Here is a 20,668-nt window from a genome sequence, read left to right as displayed (position 1 = left end):
TTACACCCCCAACAATTTAGGAGTGTGATATACACTCATTTCCATCATATTGAATTTCTCTTCAGCATCATGTTTTAGTAAATTTCCACCTACATTTAACTGGAAGAACGTACTGTTTAAATCTAATTTACGTGCTATTTTTCCTTCAATGCTGCTAGTTACTGTTTTTACACCACGATTTGTATTAATCGTAATCACTTCACCAGCAACCATTGTTTTAAGTATTTTAATATACTCACCTGTATTCACATTAAGGACAGAAGGATTCTTTACTGATCCAGATGCTTTAATTTCAATTTCCATCCCTGTATCTACATGGCCATCATTTATTATGTTCACGATTGACTGTGGATCTTTATATCCGAACTGCATCCCTGTATCATTAGGAATTTCAAAAGCGAATTCGAACGTTTCTATCCATGCCCCTAAATCATCCCGTTTTCTTTCTGTAAAGAATAATGGATCATGACAAATGAAGTTAACCTCACCTTTTTGAAACCTTCTCCCGCGATTTTCTGTACCATCAGGATAAAGAGGTAATGTCTCACATACTGCATGAATACTAACTGTGATGTAATCGTTTATATAAGTTAATACTCCCTGTCCAAACTTCGGATTTAAGCACTTAGTCAATTCGATTCTACGTTTTGACACCTCACTATACTCAGAACCCTCAATAACAAATGAAACAGGGATTTCTCTTTCTTCAAATACAGAGTCGATATAATTAGAACCATCAGTAAATGAGTTGTTTTGTGTTCGTATTTCCGTCTGTACATCACCAAGACCACCGACTAAACTCAATAAAAAAGGAGACTGACCGCCACCAATGTGAACAGTGTCTCCACGTGAGTTTGTAAATATCAATCGTTCCACTACGTAGTCAGCCCCCTTCCTAACATTAAGTTTCTGCTTGCTCGTCGTTGTTCTCTACGTGCTTCAGCAGCAGTTGAATCTTTAGGCATTTCAATGTTAACCGTGTTCTGTTGAATAACTTGGCTATTCGTATTATTTGTGGAAGTATTTTTGATCAACTGTCCTTGTCCAAATGTAGACCTTGCACTTGCTCGTGATAAAGTGTTAGGTGCCGTATAACCTGTAGAAATATTAGGAACATCAGCAGCTAATTTACCACCTACAACGTCTCCTAATTGGATGTTATCGTTTAGCACACTAAAGCTATCCTTTACTGCACTAGCCATAGCTTTTGCAGCTCTCATAGCAGGATTCTCCATTTGATTGATGCCCCACACTAAACCCTCACCAATGTAATTACCAATATCTCTCATTACTCTTGATGGGGACTTTACTTGCATTACGCTACTTACAGTTTTAGCAATTCCAGATGCGATACTCCCAGCTGCATCCCAAGCAGCTGAAGCCATTGACTTAATCCCATTTATTAACCCTTGAATAATATGTTTACCAATAGCAACTAGATCTACTTTACGAAGGGTATTAATTATACTCTCGCCGATTTTAGCCGCTCCGCTAATTACCTCGCCAATTACACTAATAAGACCTTTAGCTAATGCAACAATTAATTTTGCACCTACTTCAAGTAATTTAGGTAAATTTGAAATAAATACTTCCACCAACTTACCTATAATCGTGATGGCCGCAACTACTAATTGAGGGATAACCTTTAGTATTCCAACAATTAACTGGAGTAGTATTTGAATACCAGCTTCAATTATTTTCGGTAAATTTTGAGATACAGTTTCCACGAATTTAATTATTATTTTTACGACCGCGTCCACAATTTGAGGGAGCATTTTAATAATTCCCTCTACCAGTTTTATTAGCATCTGAATTCCCGACTCTAAAATTCTAGGGAGATTTTGAATTACTACCTGCGTAAATTTATCAATAATTTTTATAACAGCTTCTATTAGTTTAGGGAGCATTTTTAAAATCCCGTCTACTAATTTCATCAAAATTTGCATCCCTGAATCTATTATTTTAGGAAGGTTTTGCACAACAACTTGAACGAACTTTTCAATTATTTTCATGACTGCATTAATTACTTGAGGTAACACTTTTAAAATACCCTCAATTAATTTCGTTAATATTTGCATGCCCGAATCAAGAATGCGCGGTAAATTTTGAGATACTATATCTATAAATTTCGATATAATTTGCATCACTGTATCTATGATTAAAGGTAAAACCTGCATAATCCCTGTGATTAGTGAATTCAAAATTTGAATACCAGCATCAATTACCAAAGGTAAATTTTGAACAACAGAATTGACTAACGACTCAAGTATTTGAATTCCCGCTTCAATTAACTGAGGTAAAATTTGAATAATCCCGTTAATAATCGCTAGTACAATTTGAATACCTGAATCAATCAGCTGTGGTATTAATGGAACAATGGCAGAAATAAGCGTTGTTATGATTTGAATGCCGCATTCCAAAAGCATCGGTAAAACCTGAGTAATCCCCTGGATCAAAGTATTCAAAATCGTTAATCCTGTATCAATCAGCTGAGGTAGGGCCTGAACGATTGCAGAAATAAGCGTTGTTATCAATGAAATTCCAACGGTGATAATTTGAGGGAGCAGAGTTAAAATTCCGGTCACGAACGTTGTCATAATTTGTGTATAAGCCAAGACGAGTTGCGGAAGAGCTTGTGTGATCCCCTGAATCAGACTAACTAATATCTGAACACCCTTTTCTACTATCATAGGAAGTTGTGTAGATATGAAATTAGTAAAGGCAGTTAATGCGGTAGTTACGATTTCACCGAATTTTTGTACCATTACTTCTCCACCCACACCTATAGCATTAGATAAATGTGAAAACATCATCGTAATACCAATTACGAGTCCAGGTACACCGCCTACTATTATGCCAATCAGTGTTGGGATTAATTTGGCGAATATATCGATTAAAGGCGCAAAGTTTCCTTGAAATGCGCTAATAATCGCTTGTTTAATGTTTTCTAGAGCTGCACGTATCTTCTCACCAAATCCGACAATCATTGCTATTAAGGTTTCGTTTAACCCAATAGCTTGCATGATTTGCATTCCACCATCACTATTACCTGCAAGTGAAGCAGCGAAACCTTTTATAATTGCTTTCACTACATTTAGCGCACTATTTATTGCACGACCAAAAGAGACAACCTTTTCGATCGCCCCTACCGGGATACCCGCTGCAACTAGTAAGTCAATGTCAGCAGTACCACCTGCTTTCACTTCCTGGCCGAATGCCTTGAGTAATAATTTTATAGAATTTAAACCGTGATTCAACTTTGCTCCTGCGCTTGTAAAAGCATTTATGGCACTATCCGATATACCAGCAGCCCTTAATAAGTCCTGATCTGCGCTACCTTGTTTCTTTAACTCTTGACCAAATGCACCAATTAGCATCTTGATGGCATTTAAATTATGACCGATTTTTGCGCCAGCACCAGTAAATGCATTTATAGCTCCATCGGATAACCCAGCAGCATGTAATAAATCTTTATCAGCACTTCCTCGACTCTTCAGTTCTTGCCAAAAAGCCTGGAATAACAATTTCGTGCCATTTAATGCAAAATGTAGTTTCCCGACTGCCCCTGAAATTTTAGCGATTGTATTATCGGATAATCCAGCCGCTCGCATAAGCTCTTCACCAGCATCTTTCTTGCCAGTTAAGACCTTCCAAAAACCTTCGAGCACCTTCAAAGTATTTTGAATCGCATTTCTAAATGGCTCAACATGTTTATATGCATAAGCAAAACCAACTGCTAATCCCGTGATAGCTGCCGCTACTGCCCAGGCTACAGGGCTTGCCATAGCTAAAACTAATACAGCCGGCTTAATAATCATCCATAAAGCAGCAAATGCAGCTCTATAACCTTTGAGTAATCCCATTCCCGCCCCTAAGGGTAGCAATAGGAGTGTTAAGGCTGGAACAAGCATCATGGTCCCCTGTATAAATCTTGCTAATGCAGGGTGTGCCTCATTAAATGCCGTAACCATTTTCGCCATCGCGGTGACGGTGTTATAAATTGGTATCATGAGAGCAGCAAATGCATCGCGCATCGGTTTTAAAGCATCAGTTAGGGCCTCTATCATGTTTTTGTAGGATTCTGCATACTTAGGATTCATTTCCATATTAGCTGCATGTAATTTCCCATAGAACATAACAGCCCCTACCCCTACTACCAAGAATGCTTGTCCCATTCCCATTATGGATTGGTTGATAATACGAATCTGATCATTTAACTGTTTCATATTAGCATTAGGACCAAGGAATTCTAATGCTAATTGTGCTGCAGAACTTCTATTCGCCAATCGTTCCATTGCATTTGTTGCTGCTAATGTTCCTCTAGAAAGGTTATATAATGGATTACCCATTTGCTGTAAGTTGGCTTTTAGTTTACTTGACGTAGTAGACATGTTGTTCATCATACCGATTGTTTGAAGTATGGATGCTTGCGCCATTACGTTGTTTGCCATCATAGCATCATTAGCCGCTTTTTCAGCTTTACCAATCTCATTAATTTGCGAAATTAAATCATGAGCACTTCCGGAATATGTAGCCATTCCCATTGCCGCATCAAGATAGGCTAATTTCGTCCGTTTTAACTCTTCAATATGAGGCCTCATCGCTTCTCGCTGTTCTGCTTTAAGCTGCCTTAACCTTTGACTATACTCACTAGTCGAATTCCCCATGTTTTCGAGACTATTTCGATACTCATGAGATGCACGGTTTGTTGTTCTCACAAAATCATTCAATTGACTTTGCATAGCAGCCATTTCTCTTCGTATCTGATCTGTTTCAGCCCTAAATTGGACTACTAATTCTTCTTGTTTCGCCAAAATCTCACCTACCTTTCAATCAACCGAAGTTGAATTTTTGTAGGAACTCCATATTTTCTTCTGCTTTTTTCGCTTTTTCCTCGATAACTTTTTTGACTTCTTCCTCTGTAACCACTTTCGAACGATCGAATAGGTCTTTTGCTTTTAACGTCTTTTTTGTGTCGTAGTGATAAGCGGTACGCATCATAAGTGCAAACATACTAAATGCTTGTAGTTCATCCAGTTGCTTTTCTCTTTGTCCAATCATCATGTTCTGAAATTCACGAGGAGATAGGTTCATTACTTCAGGTGCAGATTTACCTAAGTATCTGAACCCATCCTGCTGAACTTTGTCTATTTCTTCTCGAGTGAAATCTCTTGTTCTTCGTCCGTTCCAAACATTTCGTCCGCCATTTCCTTCAGTTCTGGATTCTTCGCTACTAATTGTTTCTTCATTTTCGCTTTTAGCTGCTTCGTCTTCGCTCTGTAGAAAAAATTATCTGCAATAACCTCATTCAATACGTCCTCAATGTATTGCTGTGAAATTTTTTCCTGCTCGAATTTATTTGTAATTTCCTCAACCACTTTTTCACGAGTGATCCCTTCATCTGTATGCATTAGTCCGAAGTAAATAGCATCCTCAAACATTTCCAAGTTACCTTGAATACATGCACCGACAACCTCTTGTGCTCCACCAGGATACTTTTTATTCAATTCACTAATGGATCCGTAAGTAAGTTTTAATTCGTGTTCTTTTCCGTTAATTTCAAAACGCATATATATCAATCTCCTTTTTATTGGGTCTAATTTTCAAATTTAAAAAGAGCGGTATAAACCGCCCTTTATTCTCCTGCTCCCTTAGGGATTTCAGTTAATGTCTCTGTACGAGTTGCACCCGATAATTTTGTCTCTACTGAGTAAGAAACGAATTCGCCAGTAGATGACGATCTTTCGAAAGAAGTTAGCATATACATGCCGATTTCTGCTTCTTTTGTACGTTTATTAATCTCATAAATTTCAATATACTCTTTATTTCGAATTGCAGCTTTTGCAGCAGGGTAGAACGGGTCTCCCTCTGATAATGTACAACCGAATGAGCGAGTCTCAGACACCTTACCGTAGTCATTAATCGTTCTATCCTTTGACTCTGCTTCAATCTCATCAGCTTCAATACTGTGAGATTCTTCATTTTGGTCAAATGGACGGACTAACGTTTTCTTTAATGGATCTGTTGGGTCTTTAATCATGGCAGCAATGATATACTCATCACCACGATACATTTTGTTTTTAACTGTAGGTGTTTCAGCCATATATTTTCACACTCCTTAATTCGAATAAGTTTGTTGGTATTCAAAAATCATTGTTAATTGAGCAGAACCGACTACAACCGGAGCAGTAGTCACCCTGAGAAAATAGACATCATCAGTCGATTCACTTCCATCCTCATTCCGAAGATTCAATGTGTAACCGCTGCGCCTAATCTTATTTGCAATCTTATCAGCAAGCTCCATGGCTTCTTTTGTGGTTGCATTAAAAAACCTCACTGTCATGGTGTACAGTAAGGTGAAATGGTCCTTTGTATTTTTCAAATCATTCGTTGATAAGTGCGGGAAATAAACAGAAGGTATTCTTATCTCTTCCGGCACCTGGTCATGATAAACAAATGTTCCTTTTGGTAAATTATCAAAAACAAAAGCTTTCATAGAACCATGTATTTGTGCGTACATAGCCTAACCTCCATTCACCCACTGACGGAACTTCCGGTCAAATGCAGTTTGGAACATGCGCTCATAAATAGCAATTGCATTATCCCAATAAGGACGACCTTCTATGAATTTAGCAGTCAGCATCATTCCAGTTGGTGCATGCGGATCATATTCGAAATTATGTCCTTCCCATCTACCAGGAACAAATCGTCTTACCTGCTGCCACCCATCATTTTGAAGTTTCGCATATTCTACATTCGTTCCCACTTCTAATACTAAACCGCCATCAGAAGAACGCCAGATATTCCCGTCTCCACCCTTATCAAACGAATTAAGCAGTCGTCTAGTATCAACAACTGCTAATGAAATGATTTGATTGTGAACCTCTTCTAGAAATTGAAATCCGCTAGCTTCAAGCCATAAGGCAACATTCTGATCTAATCCATTTGCCATGCGATTCAGCTTAGCGCTGAACTCGCGGAAACCTCTAGTCGTTATTTGGTTAGCCATGGCTCACTCTTCCTCTCCGCTATGGCTTTTATATGTGTAACCTCATCAGTACGTGGATTTGTTACTGGAAAAGGGTTACGTATATAGTAAGTGACATTCGTATCTTTTTTGATTACTTTGTCATTATGCTTAACATCAGCATCCGACATAAACAACACTCTGATTTCTTGGTTGTTTACTTGGTTTGGAATTGATTGTATAGAAGTGGTTGTACTTTCTATAAAGTAGCAGCTTTGTTCTGCTATATCAGGAGTCTCCTTGTATGAGTACACTTCTTCTCCTGGTTGTCCATACTTACCTGGCTTTGTTTCCTTCTGCAAATGGTAAATATCATACTCGTGAACCATCATTCCTTGCAACGACATTAGATGGACCTCATTTTGAATGTGACTTTCTTTTTACCTGCATTAGGTATAAATCCCTTTAATAAATTAAGCACTTCAGGTTTGATGATACTTGAGCTATCCTTCGTATAAGAATAATCTCCACCACCAACACTTTCGGACTTAATCCCCTTCATTGTAGTCGTATCAGCGTTTGTATACGCATAATACTGTGCTAACTTCTTACAAGCTAGCTTTACCACTTCAGGAATTACCGGGAATTTCGTTTTATCAGCGAAATTAGCTATGTTAGGAATATTATTAATTTCTGTTTCTGCCTCAAGTATGTCCTGCTCCAATAGAGGAACAGGACGCTTCTTCACTTCAGGTAGTACAGTGTAATCAATCAATTCTTGAGCAGTAATAAGTGGCATACTTATCACTCCTCTCCTTTAGATTTGCTACCTTCTTTTCGAATTACAAATTGTCCATTACCATTTAGATAATCATAGGTTTTCTTTGTAACCTTTTCTTCTTGGTCCAATAAAAAAAGACGTTCATGGACGTCATATGTTTTACCAACTATTAATTTAGCATAGTAATTCAAAAGTCATCACTCCTTAACTTTGATAACTTTCGCTACTGCATCTTCCTCTTCAAATTTAGCATCCACTTTAGCAGTTAAAACAATAATGAACTTACGAGAACGGATATCTTTATCTACTTCAATTCGGATATTTCGGCTCATACCAACTACAATATTTTTAGGATGAGTTAATAGAATGTCAGATACAGTATTTGTTTCATCAGTGTATGGTTGTAACATAGCAATACCATCTACAGGAACACCGTACGCTGAAGCTAAACCGCCTTGGAGTGAGAAGTCACCAAGGTTTGTTTGTCGTGCTGCAACTTGGTCTTTCCATTCAACTTCTAATCCATGTGAAGTATAGAACTTCCAATCTTTAGGATTACGAAGGTATTTCGCAGGAACAGCTTTATAAGCTTTCTTAAATACATCTTTAGAGAATGCACCAGCGGCATGATCAATTACATGTGAAGTCGCTTGTTTACGTAATCCATCTAGTAATGTTAGATACGTATCAGCAGAAGATTTGTCACCATTAATAATTAATTCTTCGATATCTAATGCTGCGCGCTCTGCAATCATCTGCATAATCGTATTTTGTAAGTTATTACCTTCAATATTATTTTCTAACGTGTCATAAGTAATATGCACTTCAGCGATTACTTCTTTTGCATTTAATGTAACTGTACTAGTTGTTGGAGCAGAACGATCAGAATCTTTTAATGGTGTTCCTTCTACGCCTGGACGTAGAATACGAGAACCAAAACCGATTTTTTCAATTTTACGTGTGTCTGAAGCCATTTGAACAAATCGAGAGTCTTTTAAAATCGTAGGGGCATTTTGCACCATACGTAAAAATGTATCAGCTTGCTCAGGGTTCATTAAACCACCACTAGCTAATGTGGCAAGAGTAACATCCGCTTTTTCAATGATTGTTTTGTTATTAAGTGTCATATATATTTTCCTCCTTCAGGCTTACAGTAAGCCATTCCATACAGATTTTTTAACTTCTGCTTTCTCAACAACATCAGTATCTTGCTGATTACTAATACCCTGAGATTTCTTTAACGCTTCAATTTCTTCACGTAGTGGAGCAGTAGCAGCTTCTACAGCTTTCTCTACCTTGATATCCTCTTCTGTTTTTTCCTCATCAAGATTAAGATGTTTCTTAACAGAAGCTAATTCTTCCTTGATTGGCCCTAGAGCCTTTTCTACTGCTGAAGTTAATGTCTTTTCAAATTGTTCTTGGTTAAACTCCATATTGCTTTCCTCACTTCCTGCGCCTTCCGGTGACGGTGTGACGCGTGTTTTTAGATTTGTTAATGATTCAATAGCTGCATCTATATCAGCCATATTTGTATTACTAATTTTCTTTCCTGCTTTTTCTACTTCTTCAGCAAGAGAGATAACAGGTTTGTTTTCCCATGCCTTTACAACTGCTTCTGTTCCCTTCAACTCATTGATAATTTCAACAAATTCAAGTGCAGCTGTTTCAATACGATCTAAGTCGATAGCATCGGCGGTAGGAGCATTCCATAACGATTGATAGAAAGTATCTTCTAATGCAGAGAAAGATGCATTAACGTCCCGACGATGTTTGTTCTGGTTAAATTTATCCCTAACCTCGCCTTTTTGAACGTTTTCTCCACTAAAAAAGCCCTTCATCAATTGGAAGAAGGACTTAAATTGTTTCTCTTCAGTTTTCATTACTTCTTCCTCAATCACTTCTGTTTCAGCGACTCCCGCTAAAGAATAACCTGTCATTTTACCATCTTTAATGTCTTTCCATATTTCATCTGTGGCTTTTGTCACTAGTATCCATGTACCTTTAGTGATTGTTTCACCGTTTATTTCCATATCAACAGGAGCAACGTAACTCTCTACTACTTCACCTGCTCCTGCGTTAAAATCATGTTGAGCGTCGATGTTACGATACTTGGCAATGAAATTATGAGCGGATTTTTCTATTTCTTCCGCAGTCATGAAATCCCCATGTGCGTCATGAGTGTTTGGGTCATCTGCACTGCCAGGAGAATATACGATCCCATAAACCAACTTCTGTTCCTCGTCTTCACCTTTGATGATTCTAACTTCTTTTTCGAATGTTGGTTCTTGCTCACTTTTCGTTAAGAAGAACTTCTTTTTGTTTGCGGCTTTATCTACTATTGAAACAAAGCTAACATCTACATTTTTTAGTTTTCTTGGCATTTGTTCACCTCCTTTCAAATATGAATCAGCTTAATTTTAGAAGTCTTCATTTCTTGCTCAACTCCTTCAATGTTTCTTCCCTAATCTTCTGCTTCTCTTCTTCAGATAGTCCTAATATGTTGTTATCTACTGCAGGAGACATAACGCATTTGCAACGTACTCTTTCTTTAGCAGATAAGGAGCTATCACGCGGAAACATACATCTTTCACCAGATCCAGGTAGCTCAAACTCTTCCTCTACCGGCACCGTTGTACCGTCATACGCCACGTGATTATCACGAGGTTGGTTATTCTTTGCACCGCTATGACGCCACTTTTTACCTGTAACCGCAGGGGATTGACGATAGGATTCAAATTGAGAAGCAGAGCATGCAGCGAGTACTTCTGTCTGCGCTGTGGTCTTCGCTCTTTTACGGTCAAATTCCGGAAGTTTCGCAAGCTCTCTTGCAATCTCACGAATACCTTTACCCTTTTCTAATCCTTCATTTAACACGCGTTCTACAGCTTTGTGAGAGTTGACTTTCATGATCTTACCTAATTCATCCGACCAACTATCAATCCACTTTGTAGTACGTTTTGAGAAGATATTAAACTGAATATCCGGGTCAATTGCATCCATGAAAGCTTTTGTCATGTCCTTCATCGTGTAATTAAGAAACTTCCTCGCTGCTTTGCTTAAGCTTTTTGCAAAAGTATCTGCTCCAAATAGGCTACCAGTGACAAAATCGATAATATCCTTTATCTTGATTCCCTTTTCGATAGCATCCTTTTTCGTATAGTTCTTAATTCCATCGATAAAATACTTCTTCTGCTTCCGAAGCAGTTTAGCAATTTCTTTTTCAAATTCCTCAACGTATCCTGGTAACATGTCCAGTACTTCTAGATCGGCAGGTAATGAAGAGGGGAAATCATCAGTATCAGCCTTTTCAATCCACTCATTCAATGAATCCAGTAACTTATCAATCTTCTGCATTTTGCATCGACTCCAATAAGTCACGTAAGTCTTTCATTACATTGACTAAATCCTCATTTGCATTGCTATCTGCTGACTTTTGCAACGTTTCTCCTAGACCTTTTTGCCAACCGCCTACCTTACGATGTCTTTCTAAAACTAAAGCAACTGGCTCATTCATTTCAGGAATATCATAATCTGAGAACTCTTTATTTAGCATATTACCAGCGATATTACGTACATCTTGGAATGTTAATCCACCCTTATCAGCAAGTACCTCAATGGTTTTAACCATATCTTCCGTATTACTAATTTCTGACTTACGTAGGTTCACATATACATGTTTTAATCCGTATGGGAGAAGCAGTACATTATTAATGATATATTCCAAAGCACTTCGCTCCGGTTCAAATACCTGTTCCTCTGTAATCTCTCGTACAGATTCAGCAGTCGCTCTGTTAAAGTCACGAATATACCCTACATACACATCGGGTAATCGGAATGCTGTTTGTACCTTCTGGCGTGACTTCTCGTCATACTCAAGAAATAGAGCGTCTTTTTGCAGGATATCTGCTAATGATTTCAACTCGATATCGATGTTTGGCCGTGCTTCTCCAACTATACCTTCCTCATCACTTTCCGCTTGCAATACTAAATATTTATATTGATTATCTTCACCTTCAACATTTGAAACATAATCGGTAAGTGCTGCTTCGCTTTCTTCTGATAAAATGCCATTCTTCAATAGAATAGCCATTGGAATATGACGCCCTTGTTTGAAATAACGGAGATTTAACTCTTCCGCTTTCCTTGCACCAACCATGTGAACGACATGCGATACCCAACGTGGAATGCCGTACGGTCCATTACCAATCTTCAAATGGATAACTTCAGTAGCGTTTTTCTCCCCTAACGAAACTTCGGAAAACTCACCAGTCTCTTTATTTAAGAACCGTGGATCACCGAACTCTTTAAAGTAAGTGTCTACTGCTCCGACTCGTTGTACATAGCGACGGAATATCTTCTTACGTTTAATTTCTTTTCCGTTCACCAAGTACGTTACATCTTGAGGTTTGTTATCCTTACGTGTCACTCGCATGTACTGCGGTAACATATTTATTAATTCAGCAGGTTTCCCCTCTAAATTACGAATAACTTCTATATATCCATTGCCAGTCGTCTCTTTATCATCAATAGCAGTTTCAAGAATCTCTTTGAATGGCTTGTCGAAACTAAATAAAGGTATGATTTCTGTATCAACTAGCGACCACTCTGTCTTCATTTCAGGAGTTTCCTTGTCGTCCTGTTGTTTATACTTCATTTCATGACCAAATCCAGCTATATTCCGCTTGTATGCATCAATACATTGACCAAGAATTGTACTATTTTCTCTAATCTGCTGCAGATCTTCTATTCTATAAGGTGGTTCGATAATATCGTTAATGGCATACTTTTCATCTTCGCTCTCCTGCTGTCGTGACAATACTTGAGTATTTGTTCCTGCCGCCTTAATTACTTTCGCACTAACTTTCCTTTTATTTGTCATTAAGCTGCTTCACCTCTTTTCTTTTTCTTCTTTTTACGTAATCCGTAAATAACGGTATTAACAAAGTATCTTGTTTCGTCCATATGGTGATCATTTTCTTTCAGTGGCTTATCTTCACCACGTTCTACAGATTTCTCATCCCATATATAAGAAGCGAACTCTTTAAATGTTTCATTGCAGCAGTCGTTAAAATAAATAATGCCCGTGTTAAGCGCAACACCGACATTACCAATACCCTCTTTAACATTATTTCGGGCCTTATATACTTTTCGTTTATTTCTAACTAATAAAGCTATAAATGAAGCAGCGGACGGGTCAACTACAGTGCCACGGATTGGCAAATCTCCTACGAATTTTTCAAAATCCTCGTAGTATTCCTGGTCTGTTTTCTGCTTTTCTGTTTCTCTACCGCTATAACGGTACTCTTTCACCTTGTACCATACTTCTTTACCTTTTTCGATGCATTTACCCCACAAACCATATACCATAGCGTTCTGCGTACCGTAGTCACAGGAAACAAAATATTCAACGTATTCCCTTTCGATTGTAGGAACTTTGTGTTTATCCTCATCGAACATATCGAATATAAGACCGGAAGCAGCTGCCCACAGCCCTAAAATATATCGTTTGAAGAAAACGCCGCTATACATCTTGTAATAACGCTGCTTTACCTTTTCAGACAAAGATAAGTTATCATCCATCGTAAAGCGAATGTGTAGTAAGTTCTTTTCTTTCGCCTTATCTAGCCATTCGGTTTTAAACCAATGATACGGCCCACCAGGGTTACAGTTAAACCAAACTTTTGAACCTTCTACAGAACAACGACCAGTCGCTTGGTTAACGAATGACCGAACCATAAGCACTACTTCATCAAAGAAGCATCCCGCTAAAGTGATACCTTGGATAAGATCCTGCGACGCTTCGTCTTTACCACCAAAGATATAAAAAAAGTTCGTTACGCCATCTTTAGTAATGGTAAGCATATTCTCACTGCGATGATCTTTAACCTTATAACCACGAGATTTCAGCATCTTTTTAAGTGGCGTTATAACGTTACGACGGTGCGAACCAATCGTTTTACCACACATACCGAAGTTCTCACCTTCGAATGATTCCATTGCCCACATAACGTAAGAAAGAGCCATCGATACTGTCTTGCCAGCACGAATGGAACCATCACAAATAATCCCATCATAATTTTTAACGGGACTGTTTGGCTTCCACCAAGTTAATACCTTCATCTGCTTCTTGGAGAATGGCTTAAACTTGAATGGAGCAGGTTTCTTTTTACGCTTTGGAATCGTCGTCATGGTCATCCCACACTTCCTCTACCTTACCTTCTAGCGCCTCTTTGAAACCGTCGTCTTCGTACTCATCACCATCTTCACCTTTAATACGAGCTGTATCGGCTTTTGTTTTTTCAATGTTAGCTTTCATCTGCTCTAACTTCAATCGTCTCTCATCATCAACATTTGCTAACTTATCGAACCTCTCAATCATAGAAGACAACGTTGTCATAGCGCGAGAATAAGCCGTAAGTAAATTAGCTTGTTTATCCCATGCAAACTGCACTGTATACGCGTCTCCATTCAGTGATTCGCTAATCATCTCTTTTGACATATCATTTTGAGTACGAACATGCATAATACGTTGTGAATTAAGGATGTTGAAGTATTGCAGTTGAATAGAATGGAATAGCATATCTAATTCAGTATGGTTTTGTATTTCATCCAGCAATTCCATTGCACGTGGATCGTCACTCGGGATTATCTTCCTAAATAACCCATGCGTCATAGCGTTATGGTTACCTTTTGGTGGACCATGCCCTACAGCATTCTTATTACCATACTTAGGGTTCTTGTTACCCGAATTACCCACTGCGTTCTTATTACCAATGGGTGCACCTGTTTTCTTTTGTGTGCGCACTTTTTCCTCTTTTGTATGCACACTTTTTCTATCCCATTTATATCTGGTCTTCCATGACTTTACGGTATTTACACTGACATCATATTTCTCAGCCAGTTCCTTATACTTCATACCTTGCATGTAATCTTCTTGAGCTAACTCGTGTTTTTGTTTCACTTCATATCACCCACCACCCTCTATGTTAATAGGAAGAAACTTGTTCATTTCTCCCTTCGAATAAGTTTTTTACAAAGAAAAAAGACCTTGTAAATTACAAAGTCTTTTTTCTTCTATATAAACTTACAACTTTCATATTAGAATTAGTTAAATCCCTCCACCAGGCTCTGTGTTAGCAGGTGATCCTCCATAATCTCCATGTGATTCTAACTTTGGTGCAGGGTAATGTCCATGAGTATAAGATGGTGCTCCTGTATTTCCATGTGCGAAACTCGGAGACCATGTATCTCCCTTATTGTAAGCAGGCGCCCCTCCTGTATGCCCATGTGCATAACTTGGAGACCATCCCTCTCCATGAGTATAAGATGGTGATCCTCCATGGTCTCCATGTGATTCTAACTTAGGCGCCGGGGTATCTCCTCCATTAAAAGAAGGTGTTGGATAGTCTCCATATCCATAAACTGGTGCTCCCGTATGCCCATGAGTATAGGACGGTGCTCCTCCATGATTTCCATGTGCATATACTGGCGCTCCTCCATGATCTCCTACAGAGTCAGCTTTAACAATTCCTCCGCCATTTCCATAAGTAACACCAAAAATTCCAAATCCTAAAACAGATAAACTTACAACTGCTGTACCAATTTTCTTTTTCATAATCGCTCTCCTCTATGTGTATTTCATGTAAATTGAAATGAACATATTCTGGATATCCGTCATGATGAAAATTCGACTCATTTCATTACCATATATTTATACTTCTATGTATTTTTTTGTAAAACCTTCTTGTAATCTGAAAGAAATAGTTATTTTTTGTAAACTTTTAAATATGGTAACAAATTGTCTGTTTCACGATCTGGACTTCGTTGCCTAGCCATATTCACCACCTCGCGGTAATCCCTAATTTAGTCTTGAAATTCTCAAAAACTCGATGTATTATATTTTTGTGTTTTTCTCAGTTCCCAAGCCGAGAATACATCATCACTTATGAAAAGGACCCGAACTCCAGCGGGTTCTTTTTAATTACTTGAATTCATTTTTGAATCATTGTATTATATTTTCGGGTCTTGCTCCATAAATCATTATCAGGAGAATCTGCAGGTTTGCAGGTTCTCTTTGTCAAATAAAAACATCCATTATATGAACGCTTCATGTTATTATGATAAAGCTGTATTAATTCAGATTGATATGTAGGTGAGACTAATGGAAAATAAAGAACATGAACAAAAATATGATCTAAGCAAGATATACTCTTACACAGAATATCCTGATAAAATCAGCGGTCGCTGTGATAATTGCGGAAATACCGCATTCAAAAGTTCCGTTAAAAACTTCATCTATATAAGAGAATGCCGTAAATGCGGTATGAAGAAAAGTATCTAGCCCCGGATAGGGCTTTTTTCTTTATAAACTAAAAAAGTAGCGGATGCGCTACTTTAAAGTAAATTAAACTATTCCCTTTACTTTTGCTATTTCGTATAAAACAGTACGACTAACTCCAGTTTCATTACATATCTTCTTTACGGTATAACCGTTATTCTTACGATCTTTAAATAATTCCAAAGCTTGTTTCATACTTTCATTTGTCTCCGTGTATTTCTTCGGTTTTCCTTTATATACACCGCGTTCTTTTGCCTTTTCGATTCCCATCCTTTGCAATTCCTTATGCTTAACCCTATTAACGCCATGTATTTTCCCATGGCATTCAAGGCATAACATAACCAAATTGCTAATTCGATTTGTTCCACCTTTTACTAATGGAACTATATGGTGTATATCTAAATCATTTGTTTCTCCACAATTTGCACACTCTTTAGGTAAAACTTTTAAGTAGTACGTACGATTCTGTTCGAATTCCTCTCTACTATTCATTTTCACCCTCCTCAGTATTTAAAACCAATTGCTTAGAATCATGTTCTTTTATATACCTATACAGGGTTGCACGAGCTACATCGAACATCTCACATACTTCAACTTTCGTTTTACCAGAAGCAAGCATTTCCATCATACCTTGGATTTGTTGAGAGGTATGGGCTTTCTTTCTTCCACCTTCTCTTCCTCTTGCCTTAGCAGCAGCTACACCACTAATAACGCGCTCATTTATTACTTCGCGTTCCATTTCAGCCATTGCGCCAAATATATGGAATAGGAATCGTCCCATTGTTGTAGATGTATCAATTCCATCTTTAATAGAAACGAAGTGAATACCTTTTTCATTGAACTCTTGAAGCAAATTAACAAGCTGATGCATTGTTCTTCCTAAACGATCGAGTTTATAAACAACTAAAGTATCGTCCTTTCGAAGTTTACTAAGAAGCAGATGAAGTTCTTTTCTATCCTTCTTCGCACCACTTTCTTTTTCAGTTATGATTTCCTCACAACCGTATCGTTTCAACTCATCTAATTGCATATCCAAACTTTGCTTTTTGGTTGATACCCTCGCATAACCAAATATCATTCCCCATCACCCTTTATGTTTGATAGGTTAATTGTATCAATTCCCTGTCTCGAATTCAATTGTTTTTGATACATAGTTTTGATACATTTTAAACATTGATATTTCGTTAATCTTGATTATGTATCATAATCAAATGTTTTTGAGACAGTGTGCTTATTGAGAATGATGTTTTAATCCTGCTAAAGTAGCTTCGATAAACATTTTCTCTTCTGGGCCAACTTGATCTAACAACTTATCGACTATATGTCTATCTACGTTAGCTAACAAAAATACGGCTATATTCGCTATTCCACTAACATAAGCCGTAGCATCTTTGCTTTCACCATTCATTTGCATAGAAAACGTAACATTTGAGTTCAAGATTCTTCACCCTCTATTTTCGTTCGTTGTGTTCGTTTGTTTTGTTATCTTTCCTTAACAACAAACAAGACGCCACCCAGATCACGGCAGCGCCTACGATAATTGATATTGGTTTAATCATTCGCTGCTTACCATTTTAAAAGTAACTTCTATTTCATTACCTAATGCTGGTTTGCTCACGTCTAATAATTTAAAACCAGAATTCAATAACGTATTTTTGCATTCCATAAACGTCGTTTGTTCTATGTTATCTGTTAGATCATAAGTAATAGTTGTTATCGTTTTTACTTCCATCATCATCCTCCTAACCAATTGTCCATCCTGTCCAACTTCACGTTTAATGTGTAATTTCTATATAACAAAGAAAAAGCACCCGTTATGGATGCTCTTCACTTATTTATGTAATTTCGCTTTTTCAAAACACACTTTACATTTCCCTTTAAATTCACTCGCATCATTATCGCTGATTTGCTTATTACATTCAGGACAATATTTCTGCGGATCTCTATCATAGTCATTAATCATTGAATTTTTAAAGTACCCCATATTCTTCCACCACCTTTATCCAATTATAACAAAAAAGAGCCGCCACAATTTAGTAACGGCTTTTTTTACTACTATAAAAATATTAAAGGGGATGGGAGGAATCTCATTCACGAAAGGGGAATTTCGAAATAAAGATTCATTTAAGGATAAAAACTAATTCTTATCCTTCTCCAAGCCACCGCATCAACTAGTATGGCTACACGCCCTGTGTTCGGTGACTGGGAGAAGAGCAAGAATTCCATAACCTCTTTCAACCGACGACGTTCAGTAGGCGCTCCATGCGTAAGAGCTGTCATCGGTTCAAAGAGAGCTAGGGACTCTCTTATAAAGGGTTTTTAATTTATATCAAGACGTATGTGTTTCTTCCGACGCCTTGTTTGAACTAACATATTTTCAAGGGGATGGAGAGGAGGCTCCACTATGTTAGTTCAAACAAAGAGCGGAAGCTCTCTGCTCATTTTGTTGTTTAAAAGAAGAACCTTGACTTACATTAGTAATTGTCGTGAGCAACTCCTTATAAATCAATTGAAACTTCTTTTATAACTTTAAGTTCAATTAATCTAACAGCCAGTATCCCAATTTGTAAAAAGATCCAGTTTTAACATTGAAATCAAGAAATCACATGACAGATGTGTTTTTACTACCTATGAGTCTACAAACGAAAGGCGGTACGTTTATACACTCAATGAGAAGTAGAAACAGCATGACGAATGCGAGTTATCTCACACCCGTCACACTGGAATATGTCATTATAATTATTCATTGGTCTTTTCGTCTTAACGCGGGTTCTTACCGCCTTGCCCGCCCTACTATGCGGTATACGTTACCGTGACATTCTCGCATAAGAACGTTTCACTGATAGGTGTACTAATCCTCTTCGATATGCGGTTGTCAAAGAGCTTGTACATATAATTTATCGTTTTTCCCATTTGCAAAAACTCCCCAAAAAATATGCTATTTCTCTGCGTTTTCTCTGCCATTTTCAAATTATTCCTAATGTAGTAGCGATCAGTTTAATTGCACTTTTCTTCTTCTCGTAAAAATATGAGTTTTTCATCATCAATTCGTTTTGTACGAATGAATCTTTAACTGGCTTATTATCTAAGAACTTCATAGTAATAATGTTTCTTTCGTCTTCATCCAGAATGTTATTCAACGCTTTTTCAATTTGTTGTACCTTCATCCTACTCGTTACCCTTGAATCACGTAATTCAGGGAATAAACTGATTCCTTCTTGCTCCACTTCATTACTAAACCGCATCTTAAGCGCTCTATATTCTTTTAAAATACTTACTACTTCCTTTTGTACTTTCTTATCATCGATAGCCGGTAATAATGTTAATTGTCTCTCCATGAAGGAATCCCCCTATTTCTGAATTTGTTTTTTTACATTCACATTAGGTACGTGAAATTTTACTATCTCTTTGTTGAATAAGGGAAACATGCTTAGTAAAGTAGCCCCCACCAATCTACTCTGCATGGTTCCACTATCCATTAAATCCAATCGATATAACTAAACTTAGCTGGTCTAGAAAAATACACATCTATAACTCTATCGTTACCCTCAATACGGTCCCACACATAAATTTTGGTTTTTGTCATCCGTTCAGCTCCTTTATAATTACTTCAACACGCGGCTTCTCTGAATACCATTTACTCACCTTTAGATCCACTACCTGGCTGTCATCATGCCATATGACCTTATTGAGCGCATCCTTTACGCCTTTTACGTAATTATCAACATCTGGCTTTGTTGTAGGTCTCAGCACCCCTTCTTCTGCTGCCAATGCTTTCTTTTTAGAGAAGGACTTGAGAGAAGGCTTGTACACCTTCACCTCGAGTTGTAACGGCCCTTCCAATAATTTCTCCGGTGCATACTGTGAAGCTACTAAGCCAACATATTGCTTAAAGTTTCTTGATTTCATTGGATCTCTCATATTAATCTTTCCGTTACGAATACCTGCTCTCGGTCTACCTTGAGCTACTGGTTCTCCAAGTACTGTGAATTTAATCATGTTACGCCTCCATTTGTTCTTTGCACTCTTCAAGGAAATCAATAACTTCCTGCACATGCTCCCTTGTTGTCATACTCTCCATCACGTATCCTGCGTCGTTATAAACATTAACCTTATCCCCTGTAAACTCCATTCCACACATTCCGTCTGCACCTAATAGCTTTACGTTACCTTCCATTCTTTTAACCTCGCTTTCTATTCAAAGGATTATTTTGTTGAATTTTTTACTACCAACCATTAAAATATCTTATAATTGTTATATACAAACTTATTTTTAGGAGTAGATAGAATGCCAGTTACACTCGAACTTATTCTTTTCATTCTTATAGCAATTAGTGCTGTTGGCTATTTGATAAAAGAATCTCAAAAAACTAAGAAAAGAACCCTCGGAATTTCACTAGAACTTTTAGTTCTTTTCTGGTCAATATGGAGAATATCGACTATCATAATCCAAATTTCAGAATATAATCTCTTGTGAATAAAAATCAATATTCCGTCAATACTGTAGACACCCCATGCCCATCAACTTAAGAACGAAAACAAAATGAACTTTCGTTCAAACAAACTAAAAAACACGTAATGT

At 37.6% G+C, this 20,668-nt stretch carries 27 protein-coding genes; 2 read left to right on the top strand and 25 right to left on the bottom strand.

Annotated elements, in window-relative coordinates:
• The 17 genes from PDQ33_RS20235 to PDQ33_RS20155 all read right to left on the bottom strand — a co-directional run bounded on the left by PDQ33_RS20235 (position 1) and on the right by PDQ33_RS20155 (position 15,363).
• On the bottom strand, positions 1-876 hold the full coding sequence (locus PDQ33_RS20235) for a phage tail family protein (protein WP_000440287.1): 876 nt from the start codon (positions 874-876) through the stop codon (positions 1-3).
• Positions 876-4,814: a tail length tape measure protein gene (locus PDQ33_RS20230; RefSeq protein WP_270756499.1), complete on the bottom strand. Its 3,939-nt coding sequence runs from the start codon at positions 4,812-4,814 to the stop codon at positions 876-878. The genes PDQ33_RS20235 and PDQ33_RS20230 overlap by 1 nt, the downstream gene beginning before the upstream one ends.
• Before the next feature lie 19 nt (positions 4,815-4,833).
• The gene (locus tag PDQ33_RS20225; RefSeq protein WP_001054318.1) at positions 4,834-5,094 is read right to left on the bottom strand and encodes a hypothetical protein; all 261 of its coding nucleotides are present in this window, start codon (positions 5,092-5,094) and stop codon (positions 4,834-4,836) included.
• A gap of 53 nt (positions 5,095-5,147) precedes the next feature.
• Positions 5,148-5,570 carry a tail assembly chaperone gene (locus PDQ33_RS20220; protein ID WP_001210047.1) on the bottom strand — a complete coding sequence of 141 codons (423 nt, stop codon included), beginning with the start codon at positions 5,568-5,570 and terminating at the stop codon, positions 5,148-5,150.
• Between the two features lie 65 nt (positions 5,571-5,635).
• Positions 5,636-6,103 (bottom strand): phage major tail protein, TP901-1 family, encoded by a 468-nt coding sequence (locus PDQ33_RS20215; RefSeq protein ID WP_000852368.1) that lies wholly within the window; start codon positions 6,101-6,103, stop codon positions 5,636-5,638.
• A 15-nt stretch (positions 6,104-6,118) separates the two neighbouring features.
• Entirely contained in the window at positions 6,119-6,520 is a 402-nt protein-coding gene (locus PDQ33_RS20210; RefSeq protein WP_000271259.1) for a hypothetical protein, read from the bottom strand.
• Between the two features lie 3 nt (positions 6,521-6,523).
• Complete coding sequence (locus PDQ33_RS20205) at positions 6,524-7,009, bottom strand: HK97 gp10 family phage protein (protein WP_000013225.1); 486 nt, start codon at positions 7,007-7,009, stop codon at positions 6,524-6,526.
• Entirely contained in the window at positions 6,994-7,374 is a 381-nt protein-coding gene (locus PDQ33_RS20200; protein WP_000058079.1) for a DUF3599 family protein, read from the bottom strand. The genes PDQ33_RS20205 and PDQ33_RS20200 overlap by 16 nt, the downstream gene beginning before the upstream one ends.
• A complete protein-coding gene (gene yqbG, locus PDQ33_RS20195) occupies positions 7,374-7,766 on the bottom strand; it encodes a protein YqbG (protein WP_001128454.1) in 393 nt (130 codons plus the stop codon). The genes PDQ33_RS20200 and yqbG overlap by 1 nt, the downstream gene beginning before the upstream one ends.
• A gap of 5 nt (positions 7,767-7,771) precedes the next feature.
• Positions 7,772-7,939, bottom strand: a complete 168-nt coding sequence (locus PDQ33_RS20190; protein WP_001110330.1) for a YqbF domain-containing protein — start codon at positions 7,937-7,939, stop codon at positions 7,772-7,774.
• A gap of 6 nt (positions 7,940-7,945) precedes the next feature.
• Positions 7,946-8,875: a phage major capsid protein gene (locus PDQ33_RS20185; protein ID WP_000174343.1), complete on the bottom strand. Its 930-nt coding sequence runs from the start codon at positions 8,873-8,875 to the stop codon at positions 7,946-7,948.
• A gap of 21 nt (positions 8,876-8,896) precedes the next feature.
• Positions 8,897-10,129, bottom strand: a complete 1,233-nt coding sequence (locus PDQ33_RS20180) for an XkdF-like putative serine protease domain-containing protein (protein WP_001137519.1) — start codon at positions 10,127-10,129, stop codon at positions 8,897-8,899.
• Between the two features lie 46 nt (positions 10,130-10,175).
• The gene (locus tag PDQ33_RS20175; protein WP_001169136.1) at positions 10,176-11,102 is read right to left on the bottom strand and encodes a phage minor head protein; all 927 of its coding nucleotides are present in this window, start codon (positions 11,100-11,102) and stop codon (positions 10,176-10,178) included.
• Positions 11,089-12,627, bottom strand: coding sequence for a phage portal protein (locus tag PDQ33_RS20170; protein WP_270756500.1), 1,539 nt, complete (start codon positions 12,625-12,627; stop codon positions 11,089-11,091). Before PDQ33_RS20170 ends, PDQ33_RS20175 begins: the two co-directional genes overlap by 14 nt.
• Positions 12,627-13,943: a PBSX family phage terminase large subunit gene (locus tag PDQ33_RS20165; RefSeq protein WP_033662588.1), complete on the bottom strand. Its 1,317-nt coding sequence runs from the start codon at positions 13,941-13,943 to the stop codon at positions 12,627-12,629. Before PDQ33_RS20165 ends, PDQ33_RS20170 begins: the two co-directional genes overlap by 1 nt.
• A complete protein-coding gene (gene terS / locus PDQ33_RS20160) occupies positions 13,915-14,709 on the bottom strand; it encodes a phage terminase small subunit (protein WP_000810410.1) in 795 nt (264 codons plus the stop codon). Before terS ends, PDQ33_RS20165 begins: the two co-directional genes overlap by 29 nt.
• Positions 14,710-14,856: 147 nt before the next feature.
• On the bottom strand, positions 14,857-15,363 hold the full coding sequence (locus PDQ33_RS20155) for a hypothetical protein (RefSeq protein ID WP_000726812.1): 507 nt from the start codon (positions 15,361-15,363) through the stop codon (positions 14,857-14,859).
• A 546-nt stretch (positions 15,364-15,909) separates the two neighbouring features.
• Between PDQ33_RS20155 and PDQ33_RS20150 the strand changes: the two genes are divergently transcribed.
• Positions 15,910-16,089: a hypothetical protein gene (locus PDQ33_RS20150; RefSeq protein ID WP_079998506.1), complete on the top strand. Its 180-nt coding sequence runs from the start codon at positions 15,910-15,912 to the stop codon at positions 16,087-16,089.
• A 63-nt stretch (positions 16,090-16,152) separates the two neighbouring features.
• Here PDQ33_RS20150 and PDQ33_RS20145 read toward each other — a convergent pair whose 3' ends face one another.
• The 8 genes from PDQ33_RS20145 to PDQ33_RS20110 form a co-directional block, all read right to left on the bottom strand.
• A complete protein-coding gene (locus PDQ33_RS20145; protein ID WP_001088449.1) occupies positions 16,153-16,578 on the bottom strand; it encodes an HNH endonuclease in 426 nt (141 codons plus the stop codon).
• Positions 16,571-17,164: a recombinase family protein gene (locus tag PDQ33_RS20140; RefSeq protein ID WP_000576171.1), complete on the bottom strand. Its 594-nt coding sequence runs from the start codon at positions 17,162-17,164 to the stop codon at positions 16,571-16,573. Before PDQ33_RS20140 ends, PDQ33_RS20145 begins: the two co-directional genes overlap by 8 nt.
• Positions 17,165-17,317: 153 nt before the next feature.
• Positions 17,318-17,500 carry a hypothetical protein gene (locus tag PDQ33_RS20135; protein ID WP_002009342.1) on the bottom strand — a complete coding sequence of 61 codons (183 nt, stop codon included), beginning with the start codon at positions 17,498-17,500 and terminating at the stop codon, positions 17,318-17,320.
• 141 nt (positions 17,501-17,641) lie between these two features.
• Positions 17,642-17,818, bottom strand: coding sequence for a hypothetical protein (locus PDQ33_RS20130; protein ID WP_000453326.1), 177 nt, complete (start codon positions 17,816-17,818; stop codon positions 17,642-17,644).
• Between the two features lie 99 nt (positions 17,819-17,917).
• Positions 17,918-18,070, bottom strand: a complete 153-nt coding sequence (locus PDQ33_RS20125) for a hypothetical protein (protein WP_002009340.1) — start codon at positions 18,068-18,070, stop codon at positions 17,918-17,920.
• A 982-nt stretch (positions 18,071-19,052) separates the two neighbouring features.
• Positions 19,053-19,424: an ArpU family phage packaging/lysis transcriptional regulator gene (locus PDQ33_RS20120; RefSeq protein WP_000441077.1), complete on the bottom strand. Its 372-nt coding sequence runs from the start codon at positions 19,422-19,424 to the stop codon at positions 19,053-19,055.
• Between the two features lie 244 nt (positions 19,425-19,668).
• Positions 19,669-20,085 carry a RusA family crossover junction endodeoxyribonuclease gene (locus tag PDQ33_RS20115; RefSeq protein WP_000589500.1) on the bottom strand — a complete coding sequence of 139 codons (417 nt, stop codon included), beginning with the start codon at positions 20,083-20,085 and terminating at the stop codon, positions 19,669-19,671.
• Between the two features lies 1 nt (position 20,086).
• Positions 20,087-20,263 carry a hypothetical protein gene (locus tag PDQ33_RS20110; RefSeq protein WP_000398979.1) on the bottom strand — a complete coding sequence of 59 codons (177 nt, stop codon included), beginning with the start codon at positions 20,261-20,263 and terminating at the stop codon, positions 20,087-20,089.
• 111 nt (positions 20,264-20,374) lie between these two features.
• Between PDQ33_RS20110 and PDQ33_RS20105 the strand changes: the two genes are divergently transcribed.
• Positions 20,375-20,563, top strand: a complete 189-nt coding sequence (locus tag PDQ33_RS20105) for a hypothetical protein (protein WP_001145517.1) — start codon at positions 20,375-20,377, stop codon at positions 20,561-20,563.
• Positions 20,564-20,668: the final 105 nt, after the last annotated feature.

It is taken from the genome of Bacillus cereus group sp. Bc031, from assembly GCF_027716265.1.
Taxonomy (GTDB): Bacteria; Bacillota; Bacilli; order Bacillales; family Bacillaceae_G; genus Bacillus_A; species Bacillus_A paranthracis.
Note: the sequence above shows the minus strand (reverse complement) of the source record. Positions and strands in the feature narration are given on the sequence as shown.